The organism is Lysinibacillus sp. NPDC096212, from assembly GCF_044763105.1.
GTDB lineage: Bacteria > Bacillota > Bacilli > Bacillales_A > Planococcaceae > Lysinibacillus.
The window spans coordinates 39226-59070 of sequence record NZ_JBIWFQ010000004.1; the positions used below are offsets into that span (position 1 = coordinate 39226).

Here is a 19845-nt window from a genome sequence, read left to right on the forward strand (position 1 = left end):
AGGCTGTTTTTAAATGGTGAAAGTTTTAGTCAGCCTGTACTTCTTCGACTGTTTGTTCTACTTCTGCTCGTGACATTTTTTCACGACCTTCTTGCATGGCCTTCAATGTTTTATGGGCTAATGCAAGTGGTAAACGACAGAATAATAATACCGTACGTTTATTAATATCTTTCATATAAAGATCAGCTTTTGCGAGATTTTCCTCCGCATATGCAAATAAATCTTCACGAGTCCAACCATCAGGAACGAAACTTACTCCGCGCTCATCCATATCCTCATGCTGATTGCGTAAAATATTGACTGCTTGGAGACCGCGGCCATAGCCAATAGCTAAATCGCGATCTGTTTGAATGTCAGCACCCCACGCCCAAAGCTCGGACAGCATTGTCCCAACAAGCCCTGCAACGTAGTATGTATAATCATCTAAATCCTCTCGCGTATGCACCTGCCAGTTTGCTTTTGCCCATTTTGCCATCCCAAACGCCATTTCACTTGTTGAAGCTTGGACAATTTTACGTGAGCCTTCAGGACAAAACGTTAGCCAATCTGCTAAACGAAGAGATACTTCAGGTAGCTGATCTGCATATGGCGCTAATAATGTTTCATAAGCTTCAGCATTAAATGATTCCTTTAATAACTCGCTTGTTGCATTAAGTAAATCGAATTTCACGTCATTAGATAGGTTTTCATGATCCTCAATTTCGTCTATAGCACGCATTGCTAAATATGCGGCTGCCACAGACAATTTTAAATCATTTTTTAAAAAAGTAATCGGTATATAAAAAGTGCGACTAGTTTCCTTTAAAACCTGCATCGCTTCTTTATAAAGTTTTTTTTGATCTTTCACTTGTATTCCTCCGTTCAAATGGTAACACATCTATAGTATATCGTATCGTAAAAGTGATGAAAGATAAAACAGATTGTTCAATTTATATTCAACTATTTTCAATTGGTAAAGATTAAGACAAAGAGAGGGGAGATAATCGGGTTGCAATTTCACATGACATTTATCGGAACACTTTCAGCAATTATCGCCCAACTTTTAATTTTTAACGACACCCACTTGCTAGAATCGATGATGCATCGAGTATCATTGCATTTTCACTTCTTTTGTGTTTTTATAGTAGAATAATGTTAAAGTTATAAAAATGCGACGAAAATCGTGTGATTAATAGAAAAAAATTGATATTTTTCGTCTTTTTTTCATGAAAGTTTGCTAAGTTATTGCACATTTATTTCAACAGCGTTAAAGTTTAGGAAGGACAGAGATACAACTTCACTTTTCGAGTAATTGCTGCTGACGCTTCGCTTTCGCGCAGAAGACATTTGTTGCTGCCGCTGCGCTTTCGCACAGAAAACATTTGCTGCTGACGCTTCGCTTTCGCACAGAAAACATTTGCTGCTGACGCTTCGCTTTCGCGCAGAAGACATTTGTGTTGATTTGCTTTCGGTATTGAAATACAATACATCGGATTTTGGCACAATAACTCCTTGCAAAATCCGTGACATTTGTGGAGGCATGAACGTTATTCAACTGGCTTTTAAACGCCTCTTGAATACAAGCAAAATCTAGTATATATCTCACCATCTGAAATAGAGATTGTACGTAAAGTCAAAGGAGAATGGTATGCCAAAGGCTATAGGTATTGACGCAGGCGGAACATTGACAAAAGTTGCTTATTTAGATGAGCATAATGAGCTCGTTTTAATAACTTTCCCGTCAAATGATTTGCTAGCAGTGCAGAATTGGATTATTAATCATCCAGATATTGAGGATATTGGTGTTACGGGAGGGCGTACAGAACAATTACTGGATGTCATCAAAACAATGAAATCGATTCATTATATAGTAGAGTTTGAAGCCACATTGAAGGGCGTCCGATTTTTATTGCATAAAGAGGGCTACTTCTTCGAAAGAAGTATGATTACTAATATTGGTACTGGTACTTCAATTCATTATATGGAAGATAATACGCATATTCGTGTTGGTGGAACAGGTGTAGGTGGTGGAACATTGATTGGATTGTCAGCGCTTACAACTGGCATCACGGATTATAATGAAATAAGAGAACTGGCCACTAAAGGTAATCGAGAAGAAATTGATTTACTAGTAAAGGATATTTATCAAGGGATGGACACACCTATTGATGGGCAATTGACAGCTAGTAATTTTGGGAAAGTTGGTATTACTGAATCTGTCAAACATCCAAAAGAAGATATTATTGCAACTGTACAAGGGCTTGTAGGTGAGGTTATTACAACACTTAGTATTCAATATGCTGAAGAAAAAAATGCTCAACATATCGTTTATATCGGTTCAACTTTAAGTAATAACGATCAACTTACACGTGTTATTGCCAATTACACACGTACGAAAAAACATACACCAGTCTTTATAAATGACCACGGTTTTTCAGGTGCAGTCGGTGCATTATTAAATATAACTGAATATACAATTGTCTAACTATAATGTAGATTAACGCTCTTTTGAGAAATTTGTGAGCGATTAGAAGCTAAAGGATTTGCATCAACAAATGTAGTTTATGGTATCGGTTCTTATACATTCCAATACAATACACGAGATTCTTTTGGATTTGCAATGAAGGCTACTTATGCAGTTATTAATGGTGAAGAAAAGTTATTATTCAAAGATCCTAAGACAGATGATGGAACTAAACGTAGTCTGCGCGGCAAAGTTAAAGTTTATGAATCAAACGGAAGTATTTCTTACGTTGATGGATTATACAATGAATCAATCTACGATGATGATTTATTAGAAGATGTATTCGTAAATGGTAAATTGGTTCGTGATCAGTCATTATCTGAAATTAGAGCAATATTAAACAAATAGAATCAAATTGAGAGAGTCTTGTTGACTCTCTTTTTTTAATTACCATAAGTACCTTGTATTTCTTATGTTTTTGAACGTTCAATCATGAGATAATTATAGATAAGGAGATGATACAATGTTGTTTACTCCAATAAAACCTATGTTGCTCTCGATGGGTAACAATAATGAAATAATGGATGATCCTGAATGGATTTACGATATAAAATGGGATGGTTGGCGCATCCTTTTGCATAAACAAAATGATCGAATAGAAGCGTATACTCGTCATGGAAATAATGTAACTGCTAATTACAAGCTGCAGGACAATCAATTCAGGAACATGAAGCAATCATTGATTGTGAAGGTGTAGTTTTACGAAATGGGGTATCTGTATTTGATGATTTTGCATATCGAGGTAGACTTTCTAATAAAGAAAAAATTGAACAAGCTGCGATAACTCATCCTACTACGTTTATCGCATTCGACATATTATCGACTGATAAATCCGTTATGAATAAACCATTGGCAGAACGGAAAGAAATGCTTTCATCGATAATTGCACCTTCAAATAATTTGTTGATTACACCTTCAGTTATGGGTAACGGTAATGATATCTTTCAGTTGACCAAAGAAAAGGGTATGGAAGGTATCGTAGGAAAGCGAAGCAATTCTACCTACAAAGCTAAGCATCGTTCGCATAGTTGGTTAAAATATAAACACTTTAAAGTAATGGACACTATTATATTAGGCTATAAAGAAAATCCATTTACAATGATAGTAGGTACGCAATTAAGAAATGGTAATTATAGACCTGTTGCGAATGTGGAGTTTGGCTTTAAACCTGATGAAAAAAGAGCATTTAGAGAAATAGCTAAACAGATAATAGGTAGCGTGGAACGAGATGTAATGTGGCTAGAACCAAGATTATTCTGTAAGGTACAGTATCTTGAGAAAACAAGCACAGGATCATTAAGAATCGTTTCATTTAAAGGATTTAATTTTGAAGTTAATGAGCTTTAAAATACAAAATTAAATAACCACTTAAAAAAGTAGAGAAAAAGCGTATTATAAAAAAAGTTTTGGAACACGCTTTTTCTCTATTTAAATGAATTGAAGATTTAACATATTTTATTTAGTTATTGAATTCTATTCTAGCATCATTAAAAATACTTTCAATTAATTTCAGTTCTGAATCATCTAAGTTTTCTTCATAAATTTCTAATTCATTAGAGTCCAATGGGACTTTACCAACTGTAACACCACTTGTAGCAAATACTTCATCTTGTTCGTCTGTTAGAAATAGTAAATATTCATCACCTTTATTCATTTTTTCATACCCATTAACGCTGTAAATAGTACCTTCTGATTCAAAATTTAATTCTGCAATAGGAATAGTTTGCTCTAGATTAATTTTATCATTGGTAGTCGCATTTTTTACAACTTCAGTAATTTCAAAATCTGCAACTGTATATCCACCAATTACGGCTTCATCTATTTTAGATTTAAATACTTCTGTTCGCACATCCTCTAGTTTAGTTCCTTTAACAATAATAGGTGATTTTTCCGCTAATTCATTCAAATCAATGAAGCCATTCGTTTTAGCTTCGCCATCAATTCTTTTAGGCTTTGAAGGAGAATCTTCTGAAATAATTTTATTTTCATTAGTATCTTCTATAGAAAATCCTTCTGAAATAAGAAAACTACCACTAAATAAAACTATTAATCCGGCACTAATCATGAAAAAATTTTTCTTCATTTTTTAACCTTCCTTTCAATATTTTTTTGCGATTCCAGCTTTGTCATCTTTTAAAGGATAAGCTTTGTTATTAAAGCCTAATTTTCTCATAACTGCTATTTCATCATTTTTTTCTTGTGTGTGACCTAATCCTGCCTCATGACCAACTTCATGAACTACAGTTTCAATTCTTTGAGTTGAATTTAACTCTTCACGCCATTTTTTATAAATAGTGATTCGCCCACTACCAAAACTTTGACCATAAGTATCTCCATTATATTTATCCAAGTATTCAACACTTGCTTCTACACCAGATGCAGTAGCTACTTTTTTTGTAAAATTGATTTCAGGGAGCGCATTCCACGCTAAAATTCCACTTTTAACTTCACCACCTAATTTGTAACTATCAAAAGTAGGGTCTATCCAATAAAATGCATCTTTTGGATTACTAAATTTTTTGCTATTTAATTCATAAGCTTGTCCTTCAGGTACTTGAAAACAAAAAAAGATTCCAAAACATAAAGCTAAAAACGAAAATTTCCTCTTCATACAATCATCTCCTATTTACATAATATAACAACAATACCATATTAATGTAAATTGAGAATAAAAGTCAATAATGTTAAAATTTAACAAGAAATACAATTAGAAGGGGGGGATTTTTGTGTTAAAAAAAATAATTATTATTTCATTTGCATTGATTTTTTTATGTGTTGGATGTTCTAATGATGCAAAGAAAATTATTTTAGAGATAGCTAATGAAAATGGGGATTTTAAAGAGAGTTTAGAAATCCTAGATAAAGATCAAGTTTCGATAATAAATAAAATTCTAAATAAAGTTAAATGGAAAGAAAAAAGTGAAGAATCATTTGGACTATTAAAGTACAGAATGTCTTTTGATTTTATAGACTCTGATAAGGAATTGAAGTCTTCTTATTATTTAATCTATGTAAATTCAAATGAACAAGTGATTCTGGTAGAAAATGATGTGAAATATACTAAATTATCAAAAGGAGAATCAAAAGAATTACTTGATATACTACCAAATAAATAACGAAAAGGAAAATATTACAATTTAATGACGACTTAACAAGCTTCATAGATAGAAAAACCAAAACATTTTTAATTAAGAACTTATATTGAAGAAATACTTGAATAAAAGAAATACTAGGTTTTCAAAACTAAATATTCACAACTATTGAGAGAGTCTTAAAGACTCTTTTATGTGCGCCCGGCATGCGTATGAACTATAGGGTGCAAGTCCCGAACCCCGAAGACAGAAGTAGAGGTTAGCCAAGAGCAAGGGTGTCCGTGGCGAAGCGGAATCTGGAGGCAAAACACCGGTCCGAGGAACACGAATCTCATATAAGGCTAGGTATGATTGGATGAGTGTGCATAACAACACAAAGTCCATTCTGTCGAAGGTCATATCGAGTAAATGAGGCGGATAGATGGTGTGAAAGTGCATACGCTTACCCGGGGAGGTCTGATGGAAATGCAAAGTACACTTTGTAACCTACTTAGCGATAAGTAGCTGAACCATCAGAAGTCAGCAGAGGTCATAGTACCGTTTACATGGGAAGGACCGAACTATGAAGAAGTGTGGAATAAACTCGAATTTCACTTGTTCGATGAAGCAGACAATCCAAAGAAGGACTTACTTAGTGGAAGAAATGGTGAATCCCATAGGAGACACTAAGAGGGCTGAGAATACAAGTGGCAAGGAGAGACAGAAAAGCATAACGGACAGGGAGATACAAAATCGCTGTCCGTCAGACTTCATGGAACAAGTGACCCGTTTAAGGGAATTGGCAAAAGATGCCCAGTATTATCGAGTTGTAGTTGAAATCTTGTATACTACAGGCATACGAATTAGTGAATTATCTGCCATGAAAAAGGAAGACATTAACTGGTCCGAACGGTCAATTGTAATTACAAAAGGTAAACGTAAAAAGTCTCGAATTGTTCTTTTTACACGAGAATGTGGGGAACAACTATCCAGGTATCTAAAAGGGAGAGAAGACGATATGCCCAATGTATTCGTGAATACAACTGGAAAAGGACCAATCTGCCATAGGACTGTCCAAAAAAAATTAGCCGAGTATGGAGACCAGTTAGGTATGAAAATTACCCCCCACACATTGCGACATACCTTTGCAGCTCATTTAGCTATGAAGGGAATGCCGCTCTCATGCATCCAGGTTCTCCTCGGCCATGAGGAAATGCAGCATACGCAACTATATGCAAGGCTCTATGATCATGCTCGTAAGGAAACCTATGATCAATTTATGTGAAAAAGGGAGAATATGATTGTTCACAAAATATAAATTAACGCAAATAATCCACTTCTCTAAACCACCCGAAACCCTTGATATATATAGGTTTCGGGTTTATTTCTTTTTCTAGGAAGTTAATGAAATGTACATTACTAATTAATATTAGTGATGTACATTTTTTTATACTGTAAAAGTTTTAGCAATGTCTGTAGTAATCCCCAAAGCATAAAACCTTCTATCCTGAGCACATTACATGTAGGAGGTGAAGATCCGTGGCCAATAGAAACACCAATGAAAACAACAAAAACAACAATAAAACAATGAATGTTAGAACGCATAATCCCTTTGATACCTACAAAAAAATAGACCTCGATAAATCAAATAGTAATAACAATAACCCGAATGACAATCTCAATGAAGAATTCGCTGCAGAATTTGATGCGAAAGCAAAAAATAAAGATAATAAAACGAACCATAAGAAAAATCAGCAGTCCAACAAAAACAAATAACCAAAGTATGGAGGCTTAAATAATGGCAAAGAAGAATAAAACGAGCTTTAAAAAGAAAAAGAAAGAAGATACACATAAAAGAAATGATCGTGAAGAATATTCAGCAGAATTTAATCAAGTAATTCATAACAATCCTCAACAACCAAAACAATCCAGTAAAAAATAACAAAAACTGCTCCTTAAGGTTGAGAATACTTAAGGAGCACTTATTTTTTGCAGTTTTGGCTACTTTATACCAAAAGAATATGAAAGGTTGATTAACTTGTGGAAATTTTGTGTGAAACTTGGCATTTTTCTTGTATTGTTTGCTGCATTCATAAACACCCCAACAATTACTTATGCTCAACAGGGGATACCAGCTCATGCTCAATGGGGAAAAGTAGCGATAAAAGAGACACATGCAAAGTACCCTCAAGCAAAAATCCTCGATTATTTGCATGAGGGAAGCGAGGTTGTTGAAGACTCCACTATTGAAAAATTTAAACTTTGGCTAAAACAAAGTGACAAGGAATTCGGTGTACATGTTCGAATCAAATATGTAACCAATACAAATAAAGTAGTGAAAATTGAATTCCAAGAAACCACTCCATAAAATACGAGGATGCCTACTTTCGGGCATCCTCATTCCGTTAGCTTTCTAGCTTTTTAATAAATTCTCGCATTAATCCAGGTAAATCTGGCCATGCATGACCACTAATTAAATTGCCGTCTGTGTGAAGATTAGTATCGATATACGTCGCTCCAGCTACTTGAACTTCGGGCTTGCATGCAATATAGGCTGTTAGTTCACGTCCTTTCAGAACTTCTGGAATGGTCGCGAAAATTTGAGCTGCGTGACATACAGCAGCGATTGGTTTATTTGTTTCAAAGAAATGGCTCACTAGTGCTGGAACATGTTCATTTAAACGAATGTACTCTGGCGCTCGTCCACCAGGAATGATGAGCCCGTCAAATTGTGCTGGATCTACTTCTGCAAAGGATGCGTGTGCTTCTAAGCCATATGCTGTACGCTCGATGTATGTATCGACACCATCAACAAAATCGTGCAATACAGTCTGTAATTTCTTCGCGGATGGTGCTGCAATCGTTACATCATAGCCAGCCTCAAGACAACGGTAATAAGGATAAAAAATTTCTAAAGCTTCAACTGCGTCTCCTGCAAGTATTAATACCTTTTTCCCCATGCTTCCATCTCCTTTTATTTGTAATCTATTAGCTTAATTCGACACTTTCAAAAAATTCCCTTCTGATATTTAGTACATCGGAGAGAATCGCTGATAATAATGAATCATACGACAGTCGGCTGGGGATCATTGCTCCTACAATGCACCTTCAAACAACTTGCTTTACAACGAAAAAAATGAAGAGTATAGTATTTATTTAGCTAGGTAAATAAATTAGGAGGTTGCTAACATGAATCCTATCTTTCATGCTTTATTCCAAAAAAGTCGTTATTTAACGAATTGTTTAAATGAAGTACTGAAACAGCATAACTTGTATAGCTCACAATGGGCTATTTTATATTGCTTACATAATCATGGGCCAATGACATTAACACAAATTTGGAAGTATTTAAACGTTGAGGCACCGAGTATAACTAGAGCAATTACTCGACTCGAGACTTTAGGTTGGGTGCTTAGAATTGAAGGTGAAGATAAACGTGAAAAAATCGTTACTTTATCACCATTTGCAGAGGAACATTTGCCTGCTATCACTAAAACCATCTTAGTTTTTGAGGAAGAAATGGTAGGGGCATTGACTGTCGAGGAACAACAGCAATTTATAATTTTATTGGAAAAAATGAAAGGTTGATAGACGTGCAGCAAGAGGGGAATACAAAAATATGGACGAAGCGGTTTATTAGTCTCTTTTTAACAAATATCTCGGTCTTTTTTGTTTTTTATGGATTGGTAACGACTTTGCCGCTATATGCGATTGGTGAGTTGCACCAGACAGACAAGGAAGCGGGATTGTTAATATCAGGATTTTTATTATCAGCCATTTTCGTTCGTCCTTTTTCGGGTAAACTATTAGATGTTTTTGGGAAGAAAAAGCTTTTAGTTATTTCAATTATAGGGTATTTTTTATGTACAGTTTTATATTTATTTATTCATCCTTTTGGACTTTTACTAGGACTACGTTTTATTCAAGGGATTTTCTTTAGTATTATTACAACAGCTGCTGGCTCTTTAGCTGCAGATATAGTGCCAGCCAATCGAAAAGGTACAGGTCTAGGCTATTTCGCAATGTCTACTAACTTAGCAGTAGTTATTGGACCATTTATCGGTTTGCTACTTATTCAATATAGTAGCTTCAATGTATTATTTATTGTGATGAGTATTTGTATATTAGCAGGGGGCATCCTAGCTGTAACGATAAAAACTGATGATTTATCCAAGCCTGAACATCAGGGTAAATTGACATTTAAATTTGATGATTTATTTGAACGTCGTGCACTTCCAGTTGCGGCGATTGCTAGTTTAGTAGCTTTTTCATATTCGAGTATTTTATCGTTTTTATCAGTCTACGCACAGCAAAAAGATTTAATGGCTGTAGCGAGTCTATTTTATGCAGTTTTTGCAGCAGCAATGCTTATTACACGTCCATATACAGGTAAACTTTATGATACAAAAGGGCCGCAGTTTGTTATTATACCTGGTATTATACTCTTTGCTATCGGTCTTGTTATGCTCGCATTTGTCTCAGGACCAGCATTATTTTTATTTGCAGCCATCTTTATTGGATTAGGCTATGGGGCAGTAACTACAAGCTTACAAGCATTAGCTATACAATCTACATCACATACACGCAGTGGTTATGCAACAGCAACGTTCTTTACGATGTTTGACCTTGGCATTGCGCTTGGCTCATACATTTTAGGAATGGTGGCCGTGCAAGCAGGCTATTCTTCTGTTTATCTAACTGGAGCAGGCTTGCTAGTTGTAGTCTTTATCATTTATTTACTACGTTTAGCAAAAATAAAATCGAAAAAAGTAGCACATGTATAAAGAAAAAACAGTTGGGGAATCCCAACTGTTTTTTTTATTCACTATATACGACCATATCCAGCAAAGTGTGTTTTCCAATAAGAGCTATTAATGTTAGCAATAGAAACACCACCGTCACTTGCGCTAATCATTTGACCATTTCCAATATAAATGCCTACATGTGAAATACCAGCTTTATATGTATTAGCGAAGAATACTAGATCACCTACTTGAGGTGAACTTACTTTTTTAGCTGTACTGTAAAAACCTGCTGCAGACTTACGAGCTGTCGAAATACCAGCATTATTATATACGTAAGTGACGTAGCCTGAGCAATCAAAACCTGTACTCGGTTTACTTCCACCAAATGTATATTTTACGCCTAATTGTTTTTTAGCAACTTGCACTAGGTTAGTTGTTGGTTTAGGTGTAACTGTTGGTTTAGCTGCAGCTGTTGGTTTAGGTGTAGGTGTTGATATTGTTGCTGATGTGAGTGGGGTATTGAGGTTTAACTTTTGTCCAACGCGAATTGTCGTAGAAGATAAGTTATTCCATTTCATCAATGTTTGATAAGTAACACCATACTGATTGGCAATCTTCCATAAAGAATCACCAGATTTTACTGTATAAGTTGCCGCTGATGCTGTGTCAATTGTTGAAAAAAGTACAGATGAACTTAAAGCCAATGTAGCTAATTTCAATCCCCATCTATACTTTTTATTCTTTTTCATAATATGTATCCTCCTAATAACTTTAAAAACTTAATACATATATGATATTAACATTGTAATATTACAATAGTATGTCAATAAAATAACATTGAGGATACAAATTATACTAATAATAATTGGAAAATATATTGATTTATGGCTTATCATCAAAAATCAGGGGAGATATTTATATATATATGCCAAGTATGTAAGTTAATTGGATGAGGACTTGGCGATTCCTTATGAGCATGGCATATATTTTGTTTATATATGAAAATGAAGATGATAAAAATTAAAATATTGGGGGATATTAAGTATCTGAATGAAGTGAAAGGAGGAGACCGACTCTTGGTAAGACAAGAGGCAGTCCCTATAAATTAATTTTTTTCATTTTGAATCGCTTTACGTGCAAGTGCATCTGCTGCTTTGTTTTGCGTATCTGGAATCCATTTGATGAAAAATAAATCGAAGCTACTCACAAGTGTAAGTGCCTGCTCAAGATAAGGTTTAAATTCCTCATTTTTCACATATTCTTTTTCCATAGAGGCAACAACAATTTTTGAATCTGAGCGCACTGAGACTAGGTTTGAACCAAGCTTTCGTGCTTCCTCAAGACCGCGAACTAAGGCAGTAAACTCGGCAATGTGGTTATTAGTTTGCCCTATATACTCACTGATTTGTATATGATGGCCTTCTCCTTTAATAAATATCCCAATACCACTTGGGCCAGGATTACCTGCACTAGCAGCATCTATATATACTTCTAACATAAAATCCCTACTTTTTGATTTAGATTATACATTAATTGTACATCAATAGTGCTTTTTCACAATATCTTAGTTGATGATCAATTATGCCTCGGCATAATTGCGTCCGGAATCGGCTTTGTCTTGCCTGCACGAGGGCCGACACGATGTCGGTCATTTCGGTAATGCCACAAGACGTAGCGTTTTTACCGATGCAGGTCAGTTAGCCGTTATCGCATGGATGCGATGGTTTTAGGCTAACATCCTCTAAGAACTCCTTTCCGATTCCGTGACATCCGCCGGAGGCTTTGGATCACCTGCTGAAAAGAAAAGTAGCTCAAATCCGCTTTTATCTCACTACCTATAGAGGTGGGGAACTTACTTACCTGTCGCTACAAAAGAGATTTGCTAAATGGTTAAACAAAATAGTTGCTTGTTCAAAATGTTCACTTCATAATAGTAAGAAGCGAAATTTGGACGTGAAAGGAGCGAGAGTTCAATTTGGATAAAGTGACGGTTATGAAAGATATTGATGAACTACATGATACGTATTGTGCTGATTGCTTAGTCATAAAGCAATTACGAAAAGATCGTGGTAAACCTGGAGCTCACCGTTTCTGTATTGAAGCTTGCACTGTAGGAGAGCGACTACAATTTCTCGGAGAAGAGCTCTTGAAGGTGTATAGTAAATAATGTTTTAAACCATTACAGAAATGTTTTACAACTATGGCAAAGTAATCATAGGAACTAAACAGACTATGTTTAAATAAAATAAAGCTTATTTCATTTTTGCTCAATAAATAATCATATTTACTAAATTCGATGCATAAATAACAATATGTTCGGAAATGATAGTGATGGTTGGTTACCGTGGAAAAAGCTACCTTTATTGTTGGCTCATTGCCGATAATAAAGGTAGCTTTTTTCTATGTAAACTAAAATGCGCAACACACTCTAAAATTGCATAGAGTGTGTTGCGCTATTTTAATCATTATTTAGTTGCAGCATAGCTACTTAAGTCTTGGTAGTATTTTGTGAGAGAGGAAGCTGAAATATCGAACGTCGCCGCAATTTCTTTTACAGTCAGTGATAACGGCTCGAATAGCTCTTTTTCTTGACCATATCGAATTGCGCCGGCAGCAATGGCCGCCTCTTTGCGCGCAGATGGTTGTCCTTCAATTAAATAGTCCTCTAAAAGCTCTAACATAGGAGCTGTTTCACGCTCATTTTGCTCAAGGAAATCTTTTACCTGTGTGATTACATTGCTCTCAAAGTTCGTGAACTCCTCGCCTTTATAACCGTTTGACACAAGTAATTCCCAGAAGGATAAATGCTCTTCTTTTAAGAATGCTCCAGCCTTTTTCTCAGAAGCCTCAAAATTTTTCTTGAATTGCTCAAATACTTTAGCATGATCTTCTGGGAAGAAGATAAGCGTTGAGACAGCTAAATAATGCTCTGATTTTTTTGTACCATCTGGTAAGATGAATGCAAAGACATGCATACCTTCAGGGATTGGTTTGTCATTTTCACGACGAATATTAATCTCTTCATTTGTTAACACATGTGTAGCCTTGAAATATTTTTCTTCTACAACTGACACGGAACCAACAAATAGACGAGGTTGTGACCAGCCTTCTAACACTTTTACCGTAGAAGGTCTTACCGTTTTTTTCTTTGTTTTCTTTAAGTAACCTTTCCAAATAGAGGGGTCTTGGTGGAAGAAGAAGTCGTCTAACGCGATCGCCTCAATCAGCTCTCTTTGCAGTACGCTCTCTAATTTAGGTTGCCATGTACCTACATGCTCTATATAGGCACGAACATCTTTACGTTCAGGATATTCTAAGTAAAATGTTTGTAGTACACGCTCTAATTCTTCGATTGCTACAGCTTCTACGGTAACCTGTTGTTTACCTTCACAACATTTTTTATATTTTTTGCCGCTACCGCATGGGCATGGATCATTACGTTTTACCATAATTAGAAACACTTCCTTTGAAAATTGTTAGTAGAATTTTGCTAAATAAATTGCATACAATTAATAATAACGGTACATTTGTACGAAGAAAAATGATTGTCTATTTAGAAATATCAAAAAACATAGAAGGACGGCCTGATTCTAGTATATGTATGTATTTTCCTGCTTAGAACCTAAAAAAAAGAAAACCATCTACGCTTTAGAAATAGCGTAGATGGTTCTCGCTTTGTTTAGCCTTTGACAGCTTCCATTTCAGTCGTCAATCGTTCTAGTTCATCAATAAGTTGACCAATATAAGCAATCGTATCTCGTAGCGGCTGGTCTGTTGTAACATCGACACCTGCCATTTGAGCTAGCTCTACAGGTGATTTCGTACCTCCAGCTTGAAGGACTGCTAGCCATTCATCTACAGCAGTCTTACCTTCTTTTAAGATACGCTTAGATACTTGTGTAGAAATTGTTAAGCCAGCGCTATATGTGTATGGATATAGGCCCATATAATAGTGCGGTTGACGCATCCAAGTAAGCTCTGCACCCTCAGTAATATCGACAGTGTCACCCCAGAAATCTTCTAATACAGAGCGTTTTAATTGATTTAAAACAGTAGCATTCACAGCTTCTCCAGCGTCGATTAATTCATATACTTTTCGTTGATAAGCTGCCTCAAGTAAATGTGTGACGAAGTTATGATAATACGTTTTGGATACAATATTTGAAATTACCCAACGTTTGAAGCGAAGATCATCGTTATGGGTTAATAAATAATTAGCTAGTAGCATTTCATTCATTGTTGATGGTGCCTCGATAAAGTATAACGAAGGACGACTGTTAAAATAAGATTGATTGGCATGTGCATTCACAAAATGCCCTGCGTGCCCAAGCTCATGAATTAAAGTAAATACCTCATTCATACGTTCATTCCAAGACATTAAAATATACGGATGACTACCATATGGACTTGAACAGAATGCCCCAGTCGATTTACCTTTGTTAGGTGCATAATCAATCCAGCGTTCGTTAAACGCCTTTTCGAGCATCTCTTTGTAATCTTCACCCAAAACGTCTAATGCTTTTTCAACATATTCTTTTGCTTCAGCCATTGTTAATTTCGGATCATAGTCTGAATCAAGGGCAATCTTTAAATCAGCAAATGTCATTTTTTCAATGCCGTTTGCTTGTTGAATAAGCTTTGCGTAGCGGCGCATATGCGGAGCAAGCTCTTTCGTAATCAGATCTATTTGACGATTATAAAGCGTACGATCAACATCTTGATCAAATAATAAATAGTCAATGACAGAATCAAAACCTCGTAAATCAGCCATAGTTTTTTCTTGTTGAATGTGAGTGTTATAAATTTTTGCAGTTGTGTGCTGATAATCGCGCAACTTATTCGAAAATGCTTGGAAAGCTGCACGGCGAACATTTGTATCAGCGTCAAACTCCCAATCATTTTCGTATAATACAAAACTAAGTGGATGTTTTTCGCCATTGGCCTCAAACTCTCCAAAATGCATATCTACAAGCTTTGTCGTATTATACGTTTCATATGGTGCATCAAAAGTAGAGCTAAATGCAGCTAGTGCTTTTTCTACCTCTGGATGTAGCTGATGAGGCTTTTGTTTTAATAATTCCTCTATATAGACTTTATATTTAGGGCTTAATGTAGCAGCTTCTTCTAAAATAGACTCATCTAGTGCTAGTAATTCACTGCGTACAAAAGAAATTGTACTACTTATTTTTCCGACTGCTGTACCATATTTTGCAGCACGCATTTGGGCTTCATTATCTGTATGATCAGCTTGATTATTTAAGCTTGCATAAGTACCAATAGGAACTATGCTTTCATATAGTGCTTCATAAGCTGTTAAAACATCAATTACCTTTTGAGCATCCGTAATTGTACCTTGATGCGTGCTTTCGAAATTTTTTGCATCTTCCACAAGCTTCGCTAGAGCAGGTTCAAAATCCGCGTCATTTTCAAGTAAAACTGTTAAATCCCATGTTTGTTCTACTGGTACATCTTTTCGTAATGGCAATACCTCCATTAATTAACACCCCTTTTTAGTAAGTGATTCCATTATAACGAAACTATTTCGGAAAGTGAAATAATTATAGAAAATAGTTTCAATGTTCTTAAAAATATAACAATAGAGTGGAAACTTTGTTCGTAATAGTTATAATAGATTTAAAGTTAAAGGGGGGATGTAGTTATAATGCAGCTAGTTTGGGAGAAACCAGATGTATATAAGCTTAGTCAAGTGAATCAAGATAATCTATGGAAGAAGTTAATTGCGGATTTGTTTGAAGATTTTTTGTTGTTCTTTTTGCCAGACTTACATGCAGAAGTTGATTTTTCTAAGCAAGTGGAGTTTTTACAGCAAGAGCTTTTCAAAGAAATTATTGAACATCGTCAAGGGCGCAAGGTAGCTGATCAAATTGCGAAGGTTCATCTAAAGAGTGGGGCAGAGCAATGGATTCTTGTCCATACAGAGATACAAGCAGTAGATGAAGTGCATTTTGCGAAGCGAATGTTTGAGTATTTTTATCGTATCAGTGATCGTTATGGTAAGAAGATTGTGGCCATTGCAATCTTTACAGATACGAGTACCAAAAGCACGAATCAGTATCATGAAAGATATTATGGTACAGAAATAACTTATACATTTAACAAGTTTGTCGTGTCAGATTTTGATGAAGAAGAATTGAAAAAATCACCGAAGCTGCTTAGTAAAGCTTTACTAGCATCAATTTATTTAAATCAAACAAAAAACGAAATGAGCCATCGTAGTGCTTACAAAAGAGCATTACTAAGAGAAGTATGGTTATTAAGTAATGTTGAACGGACAGAGATACGTGCGCTTCTTTACTTCATTGATTATTTATTAAAGCTACCAAAATCTATGTCTGAGCAGCTTTTAAGAGATGTAAAAGACGAAATTAAAGGGGAGGAAGAAATTTTGCATCTAAATAAAGAAGGTTTACCGCCGACACTTGCTGGAGTTTTGGAATTAGAAAGACAGGAAGGAATTGAACAAGGAATTGAACAAGGAATTGAGCAAGCCATTAAACAAATAATCAGGGGTTTGATTGAAACAGGTGCTGACGATGAATGGATTGCTGAAGTTTCAAAGCTTCCAGTGACAAAGATAAAAGCAATTCGTAAGGAACTGAAATAATTAAAAAGTATTAGATCTAGACACTATTGTTGAAAGACAAATGAAACTGCAAAAAATATGTTTAGTCAGCTTGGAAGAGATGTAAAAGACGACGAAATTAAAGGGGAGGAAGAAATTTTGCATCTAAATAAAGAAGATTTACCGCCGACACTTGCTGGAGTTTTGGAATTAGAAAGACAGGAAGGAATTGAACAAGGAATTGAACAAATAATCAGGGGTTTGATTGAAACAGGTGCTGACGATGAATGGATTGCTGAAGTTTCAAAGCTTCCAGTGACAAAGATAAAAGCAATTCGTAAGGAACTGAAATAATTAAAAAGTATTAGATCTAGACACTATTGTTGAAAGACAAATGAAACTACAAAAAATATGTTTGAGAGCTTGTAAGAGCCGTAAAAGATGAAATTAAAGGGGATGAAGAAATTTTGCATCTAAATAAAGAAGATTTACCGCCGACACTTGCTGGAGTTTTGGAATTAGAAAGGCAGGAAGGAATCGAACAAGGAATTGAACAAACTATTAAACAAATAATCAGCGGTTTGATTGAAACAGGTGCTGACGATGAGTGGATTGCAAAAGTTTCAAAGCTTCCAATAACAAAGATAAAAGAAATTCGTAAGGAACTGAAGTAGTCAAATTGTATGATAATCTCTTATAGGTTTGTTGTGATTTTTAAACGTCCAATTAATGTAATCCATCTGTTTTTTAGGGCTGGCTATGTAGTGGAAAATGTTTTGGTTTTGTATTTTTTGTATCTACAGATGACCTTAGAATTTTTTTCAATGAAAAAATGTGTGTATAGCAAGCATACTTTGCAACGCATACTAAAGGCTAGAACAACTGGCACATTGGAGGAGAAATAATGTCACAAAACTTAAACAAACAATTGAATAAACTTGTAGCTACATGGTCTGTACTTTATACGAAATTGCACAATTATCATTGGTATGTAACGGGGAATGCTTTCTTTACACTACATGCAAAATTTGAAGAATTATATAATGAAACAACGTTAAATCTAGATGAAATTGCAGAACGTATTCTTTCGAAAGATGGAAAACCAGTTGCTACGTTAAAAGAACATCTTGAGCTGTCCTTTGTAGAGGAAGCAAAAGGGAATGAGACGACAGAGGAAATGGTGGCTACAACCATTGCCGATTTCCAAACACTTATGAAAGCTTTAAATTCAACAATGGAGCTTGCGGCAGAAGAAGGGGACGATCGAACAGAGGATATACTAAATGCTATGTATCAGTCCCTAGAAAAGCATACATGGATGCTGAAAGCCTTCCTCGGACATTAATAACCACAAGTAAATGATAGGCGATGGGACTTCTTAATTCACTTCCGTTGCCTATTTTTTGATATTTGAAAGTTTAAGACCATTGTTTCAAAAGGTGAATATGTATTACAGAGATATTACAAATATTACAGTTCGTTAAAAGAATAGGTAAAAAGGTTTTTTTCTTGAATAGGAAGGGTAGATACCAAGTAAGCCATACAAATTAGGAGGAATTGAGCATGATAAATGAACAAAACCAAAAAATTGAAGTGGCCCATACAAGGGAAGAAATGCTTCATATTTTAGAAAGTATGCAATTAGATGCATATCAAATAGAGGATATTTACGTTATTGCAAAGGATCCAAGTAAATTTGAAGGTGTGAAATGGGATGCTAATGTTAAAACACATGAGGTTGGGAATTGGGTTGATCAAATTAAGTCTTGGTTTACCGGTGAATCGGCTGTAAAAGAAGGATTTAAGCGATTTGATCTTACGGAAGGTCAAACAGCTTACTATGCTCATCTCGTTGAACAGGGTGTCATCGTATTATTTGCTGAGCATTCAACTGAACCTATGACGACATAATGTATAGTAAGATGATTGTTATTCGTCTTGATTCACGTGTGACAGGGAGAGTTTCCTTTTGAACAATAAGTAAGTTATAAAATAAACAGAGTGAGTGCACATGCACCACTCTGTTTATTTGTGTTGTAAGAATTAATTTATAGCTTTTTCATGTTCATGTTTTTTAATAAAGCGTAAAACATGGAGATGCTCTAATTGGGCAACAAGATTACCAATTAGAATAAAGCTACCACCAATTACTATTTTTACCGTTATTCCTTCACCAATAAACATCATGGCAAACATCGCTGCGAAAATTGGCTCTAAGGAAAATATTAGTCCTGTATGTGTAGCAGAGGTAAACTGTTGTGCAACAGTTTGACCTACGAAGCAAAATGCACTACAAATGACACCAAGTCCTATAATAGCAATCCAAGAAGTCGTTGTATTTGGAAGTGTTGGCGTTTCGAAAATGAATGTTAATACAAGTGCATAAAGTCCAGCAAAACCAAGCTGGTAAATGCCATAAGAAATTGATTCAACGCTCCGTGTAAATGAACTGTTTAACAGTAAATAAAACGAATAACATAGTGCAGCGATGGCTATTAAAATATCCCCTTTTTGAAAGGCAAATGAACCATGTGCCGTTAAAACTGTAATCCCAATCATTGTACAAATAATCGCAAAGCTAACTGCTCTTGAAGGTAGTTTCTTTTCAATAAAACTGCTGAAAATAGGCACTAAGATAACTGTTAGACTTAAAATAAAACCAGCATTTGATACCGATGTGGTTTCTAGTCCGAATAAGCTTAGAACGAACACAATGAATAATAGAAACCCTTGTATAGCTGCATATTTTAATGTTTTAACATTGACTTTAATCATGCGTTTATAAAAGATAATACCTGCTACGAAAAATGCGATGATACAACGCAATGCCACCACATTATAAACAGCCAATGTTTCAAGCCCCATTACCATAAAAGTATAAGATAAGCCCCAGAACATTGTCACTATAACCATCAATAAATTTGCTTTTCCTTGGATACTCAT

Annotated in this window: 26 protein-coding genes; 17 read left to right on the top strand and 9 right to left on the bottom strand. The window is 35.3% G+C overall.

The features are described from left to right. Positions 1–25 precede the first annotated feature (25 nt). Positions 26–847, bottom strand: coding sequence for a squalene/phytoene synthase family protein (locus ACIQ7T_RS05090; RefSeq protein WP_402868975.1), 822 nt, complete (start codon positions 845–847; stop codon positions 26–28). 780 nt (positions 848–1627) lie between these two features. On the opposite strand from ACIQ7T_RS05090, the gene coaW reads away from it, so the two are divergent. The 4 genes from coaW (at position 1628) to ACIQ7T_RS05110 (ending at position 3850) form a co-directional block, all read left to right on the top strand. Further along, a complete protein-coding gene (gene coaW / locus ACIQ7T_RS05095; protein WP_370077394.1) occupies positions 1628–2464 on the top strand; it encodes a type II pantothenate kinase in 837 nt (278 codons plus the stop codon). Positions 2465–2548: 84 nt separating this feature from the next. Next, positions 2549–2851, top strand: a complete 303-nt coding sequence (locus ACIQ7T_RS05100) for a hypothetical protein (RefSeq protein ID WP_370077670.1) — start codon at positions 2549–2551, stop codon at positions 2849–2851. Between the two features lie 115 nt (positions 2852–2966). Continuing rightward, a complete protein-coding gene (locus ACIQ7T_RS05105) occupies positions 2967–3200 on the top strand; it encodes an ATP-dependent DNA ligase (RefSeq protein WP_370077395.1) in 234 nt (77 codons plus the stop codon). Beyond that, positions 3182–3850 (top strand): ATP-dependent DNA ligase, encoded by a 669-nt coding sequence (locus tag ACIQ7T_RS05110; RefSeq protein ID WP_370077672.1) that lies wholly within the window; start codon positions 3182–3184, stop codon positions 3848–3850. The genes ACIQ7T_RS05105 and ACIQ7T_RS05110 overlap by 19 nt, the downstream gene beginning before the upstream one ends. Before the next feature lie 112 nt (positions 3851–3962). On the opposite strand, the gene ACIQ7T_RS05115 is transcribed toward ACIQ7T_RS05110, so the two are convergent. Both ACIQ7T_RS05115 and ACIQ7T_RS05120 read right to left on the bottom strand, forming a co-directional pair. After that, positions 3963–4586 (bottom strand): hypothetical protein, encoded by a 624-nt coding sequence (locus ACIQ7T_RS05115; RefSeq protein ID WP_370077396.1) that lies wholly within the window; start codon positions 4584–4586, stop codon positions 3963–3965. Between the two features lie 15 nt (positions 4587–4601). Further along, on the bottom strand, positions 4602–5114 hold the full coding sequence (locus ACIQ7T_RS05120) for a matrixin family metalloprotease (RefSeq protein WP_370077397.1): 513 nt from the start codon (positions 5112–5114) through the stop codon (positions 4602–4604). Positions 5115–5229: 115 nt separating this feature from the next. Here ACIQ7T_RS05120 and ACIQ7T_RS05125 point away from each other — a divergent pair, with 115 nt between their 5' ends. The 5 genes from ACIQ7T_RS05125 to ACIQ7T_RS05145 all read left to right on the top strand — a co-directional run bounded on the left by ACIQ7T_RS05125 (position 5230) and on the right by ACIQ7T_RS05145 (position 7942). Continuing rightward, on the top strand, positions 5230–5619 hold the full coding sequence (locus tag ACIQ7T_RS05125) for a hypothetical protein (protein WP_370077398.1): 390 nt from the start codon (positions 5230–5232) through the stop codon (positions 5617–5619). A 619-nt stretch (positions 5620–6238) separates the two neighbouring features. Further along, positions 6239–6859 carry a tyrosine-type recombinase/integrase gene (locus tag ACIQ7T_RS05130; RefSeq protein WP_402869223.1) on the top strand — a complete coding sequence of 207 codons (621 nt, stop codon included), beginning with the start codon at positions 6239–6241 and terminating at the stop codon, positions 6857–6859. Positions 6860–7113: 254 nt separating this feature from the next. After that, complete coding sequence (locus ACIQ7T_RS05135; RefSeq protein WP_402868978.1) at positions 7114–7350, top strand: hypothetical protein; 237 nt, start codon at positions 7114–7116, stop codon at positions 7348–7350. A 22-nt stretch (positions 7351–7372) separates the two neighbouring features. Then, the gene (locus ACIQ7T_RS05140) at positions 7373–7516 is read left to right on the top strand and encodes a hypothetical protein (RefSeq protein ID WP_323656514.1); all 144 of its coding nucleotides are present in this window, start codon (positions 7373–7375) and stop codon (positions 7514–7516) included. A gap of 111 nt (positions 7517–7627) precedes the next feature. Beyond that, positions 7628–7942, top strand: a complete 315-nt coding sequence (locus ACIQ7T_RS05145; RefSeq protein WP_402868980.1) for a DUF3889 domain-containing protein — start codon at positions 7628–7630, stop codon at positions 7940–7942. Positions 7943–7979: 37 nt separating this feature from the next. On the opposite strand, the gene ACIQ7T_RS05150 is transcribed toward ACIQ7T_RS05145, so the two are convergent. After that, positions 7980–8534 (bottom strand): DJ-1/PfpI family protein, encoded by a 555-nt coding sequence (locus ACIQ7T_RS05150; protein ID WP_370077401.1) that lies wholly within the window; start codon positions 8532–8534, stop codon positions 7980–7982. Between the two features lie 229 nt (positions 8535–8763). Here ACIQ7T_RS05150 and ACIQ7T_RS05155 point away from each other — a divergent pair, with 229 nt between their 5' ends. Further along, positions 8764–9162: a MarR family winged helix-turn-helix transcriptional regulator gene (locus ACIQ7T_RS05155; RefSeq protein ID WP_370077402.1), complete on the top strand. Its 399-nt coding sequence runs from the start codon at positions 8764–8766 to the stop codon at positions 9160–9162. Further along, the gene (locus ACIQ7T_RS05160; protein ID WP_370077676.1) at positions 9162–10358 is read left to right on the top strand and encodes an MFS transporter; all 1197 of its coding nucleotides are present in this window, start codon (positions 9162–9164) and stop codon (positions 10356–10358) included. Before ACIQ7T_RS05155 ends, ACIQ7T_RS05160 begins: the two co-directional genes overlap by 1 nt. Before the next feature lie 41 nt (positions 10359–10399). On the opposite strand, the gene ACIQ7T_RS05165 is transcribed toward ACIQ7T_RS05160, so the two are convergent. Together ACIQ7T_RS05165 and ACIQ7T_RS05170 are read right to left on the bottom strand one after the other, a co-directional pair. Then, entirely contained in the window at positions 10400–11068 is a 669-nt protein-coding gene (locus tag ACIQ7T_RS05165) for a C40 family peptidase (RefSeq protein WP_370077403.1), read from the bottom strand. 356 nt (positions 11069–11424) lie between these two features. After that, complete coding sequence (locus ACIQ7T_RS05170; RefSeq protein WP_370077404.1) at positions 11425–11817, bottom strand: ribonuclease HI family protein; 393 nt, start codon at positions 11815–11817, stop codon at positions 11425–11427. A 477-nt stretch (positions 11818–12294) separates the two neighbouring features. Between ACIQ7T_RS05170 and ACIQ7T_RS05175 the strand changes: the two genes are divergently transcribed. After that, positions 12295–12486 (top strand): zinc-finger domain-containing protein, encoded by a 192-nt coding sequence (locus tag ACIQ7T_RS05175; RefSeq protein ID WP_132358910.1) that lies wholly within the window; start codon positions 12295–12297, stop codon positions 12484–12486. Between the two features lie 298 nt (positions 12487–12784). Here the strand turns inward: ACIQ7T_RS05175 and ACIQ7T_RS05180 are convergent, their stop codons facing one another. Together ACIQ7T_RS05180 and pepF are read right to left on the bottom strand one after the other, a co-directional pair. Next, positions 12785–13768, bottom strand: a complete 984-nt coding sequence (locus tag ACIQ7T_RS05180; protein WP_370077405.1) for an SEC-C domain-containing protein — start codon at positions 13766–13768, stop codon at positions 12785–12787. Between the two features lie 230 nt (positions 13769–13998). Beyond that, positions 13999–15813, bottom strand: a complete 1815-nt coding sequence (gene pepF / locus ACIQ7T_RS05185; protein WP_402868983.1) for an oligoendopeptidase F — start codon at positions 15811–15813, stop codon at positions 13999–14001. Positions 15814–15981: 168 nt separating this feature from the next. Here pepF and ACIQ7T_RS05190 point away from each other — a divergent pair, with 168 nt between their 5' ends. From ACIQ7T_RS05190 to ACIQ7T_RS05210, 5 genes are all read left to right on the top strand, one after another. Next, entirely contained in the window at positions 15982–16944 is a 963-nt protein-coding gene (locus tag ACIQ7T_RS05190; RefSeq protein WP_402868985.1) for an RpnC/YadD family protein, read from the top strand. A gap of 117 nt (positions 16945–17061) precedes the next feature. After that, on the top strand, positions 17062–17256 hold the full coding sequence (locus ACIQ7T_RS05195; RefSeq protein ID WP_402868986.1) for a hypothetical protein: 195 nt from the start codon (positions 17062–17064) through the stop codon (positions 17254–17256). Positions 17257–17369: 113 nt separating this feature from the next. Beyond that, positions 17370–17576 (top strand): hypothetical protein, encoded by a 207-nt coding sequence (locus tag ACIQ7T_RS05200; protein WP_402868988.1) that lies wholly within the window; start codon positions 17370–17372, stop codon positions 17574–17576. A 230-nt stretch (positions 17577–17806) separates the two neighbouring features. Then, positions 17807–18247: a Dps family protein gene (locus tag ACIQ7T_RS05205; RefSeq protein ID WP_370077409.1), complete on the top strand. Its 441-nt coding sequence runs from the start codon at positions 17807–17809 to the stop codon at positions 18245–18247. 218 nt (positions 18248–18465) lie between these two features. After that, complete coding sequence (locus tag ACIQ7T_RS05210) at positions 18466–18813, top strand: general stress protein (RefSeq protein WP_370077410.1); 348 nt, start codon at positions 18466–18468, stop codon at positions 18811–18813. Between the two features lie 132 nt (positions 18814–18945). On the opposite strand, the gene ACIQ7T_RS05215 is transcribed toward ACIQ7T_RS05210, so the two are convergent. Further along, positions 18946–19845: a DMT family transporter gene (locus ACIQ7T_RS05215; RefSeq protein WP_402868990.1), complete on the bottom strand. Its 900-nt coding sequence runs from the start codon at positions 19843–19845 to the stop codon at positions 18946–18948.

Coding starts and splice junctions, on each gene's coding strand:
- ACIQ7T_RS05150 (WP_370077401.1), bottom strand. CDS start 8,534: ATGGGGAAAAAGGTATTAATACTTGCAGGAGACGCAGTTGAAGCTTTA.
- ACIQ7T_RS05180 (WP_370077405.1), bottom strand. CDS start 13,768: ATGGTAAAACGTAATGATCCATGCCCATGCGGTAGCGGCAAAAAATAT.
- ACIQ7T_RS05155 (WP_370077402.1), top strand. CDS start 8,764: ATGAATCCTATCTTTCATGCTTTATTCCAAAAAAGTCGTTATTTAACG.
- ACIQ7T_RS05115 (WP_370077396.1), bottom strand. CDS start 4,586: ATGAAGAAAAATTTTTTCATGATTAGTGCCGGATTAATAGTTTTATTT.
- coaW (WP_370077394.1), top strand. CDS start 1,628: ATGCCAAAGGCTATAGGTATTGACGCAGGCGGAACATTGACAAAAGTT.
- ACIQ7T_RS05190 (WP_402868985.1), top strand. CDS start 15,982: ATGCAGCTAGTTTGGGAGAAACCAGATGTATATAAGCTTAGTCAAGTG.
- ACIQ7T_RS05120 (WP_370077397.1), bottom strand. CDS start 5,114: ATGAAGAGGAAATTTTCGTTTTTAGCTTTATGTTTTGGAATCTTTTTT.
- pepF (WP_402868983.1), bottom strand. CDS start 15,813: ATGGAGGTATTGCCATTACGAAAAGATGTACCAGTAGAACAAACATGG.
- ACIQ7T_RS05215 (WP_402868990.1), bottom strand. CDS start 19,845: ATGAGTATCCAAGGAAAAGCAAATTTATTGATGGTTATAGTGACAATG.
- ACIQ7T_RS05140 (WP_323656514.1), top strand. CDS start 7,373: ATGGCAAAGAAGAATAAAACGAGCTTTAAAAAGAAAAAGAAAGAAGAT.
- ACIQ7T_RS05170 (WP_370077404.1), bottom strand. CDS start 11,817: ATGTTAGAAGTATATATAGATGCTGCTAGTGCAGGTAATCCTGGCCCA.
- ACIQ7T_RS05205 (WP_370077409.1), top strand. CDS start 17,807: ATGTCACAAAACTTAAACAAACAATTGAATAAACTTGTAGCTACATGG.
- ACIQ7T_RS05105 (WP_370077395.1), top strand. CDS start 2,967: ATGTTGTTTACTCCAATAAAACCTATGTTGCTCTCGATGGGTAACAAT.
- ACIQ7T_RS05165 (WP_370077403.1), bottom strand. CDS start 11,068: ATGAAAAAGAATAAAAAGTATAGATGGGGATTGAAATTAGCTACATTG.
- ACIQ7T_RS05210 (WP_370077410.1), top strand. CDS start 18,466: ATGATAAATGAACAAAACCAAAAAATTGAAGTGGCCCATACAAGGGAA.
- ACIQ7T_RS05130 (WP_402869223.1), top strand. CDS start 6,239: ATGGTGAATCCCATAGGAGACACTAAGAGGGCTGAGAATACAAGTGGC.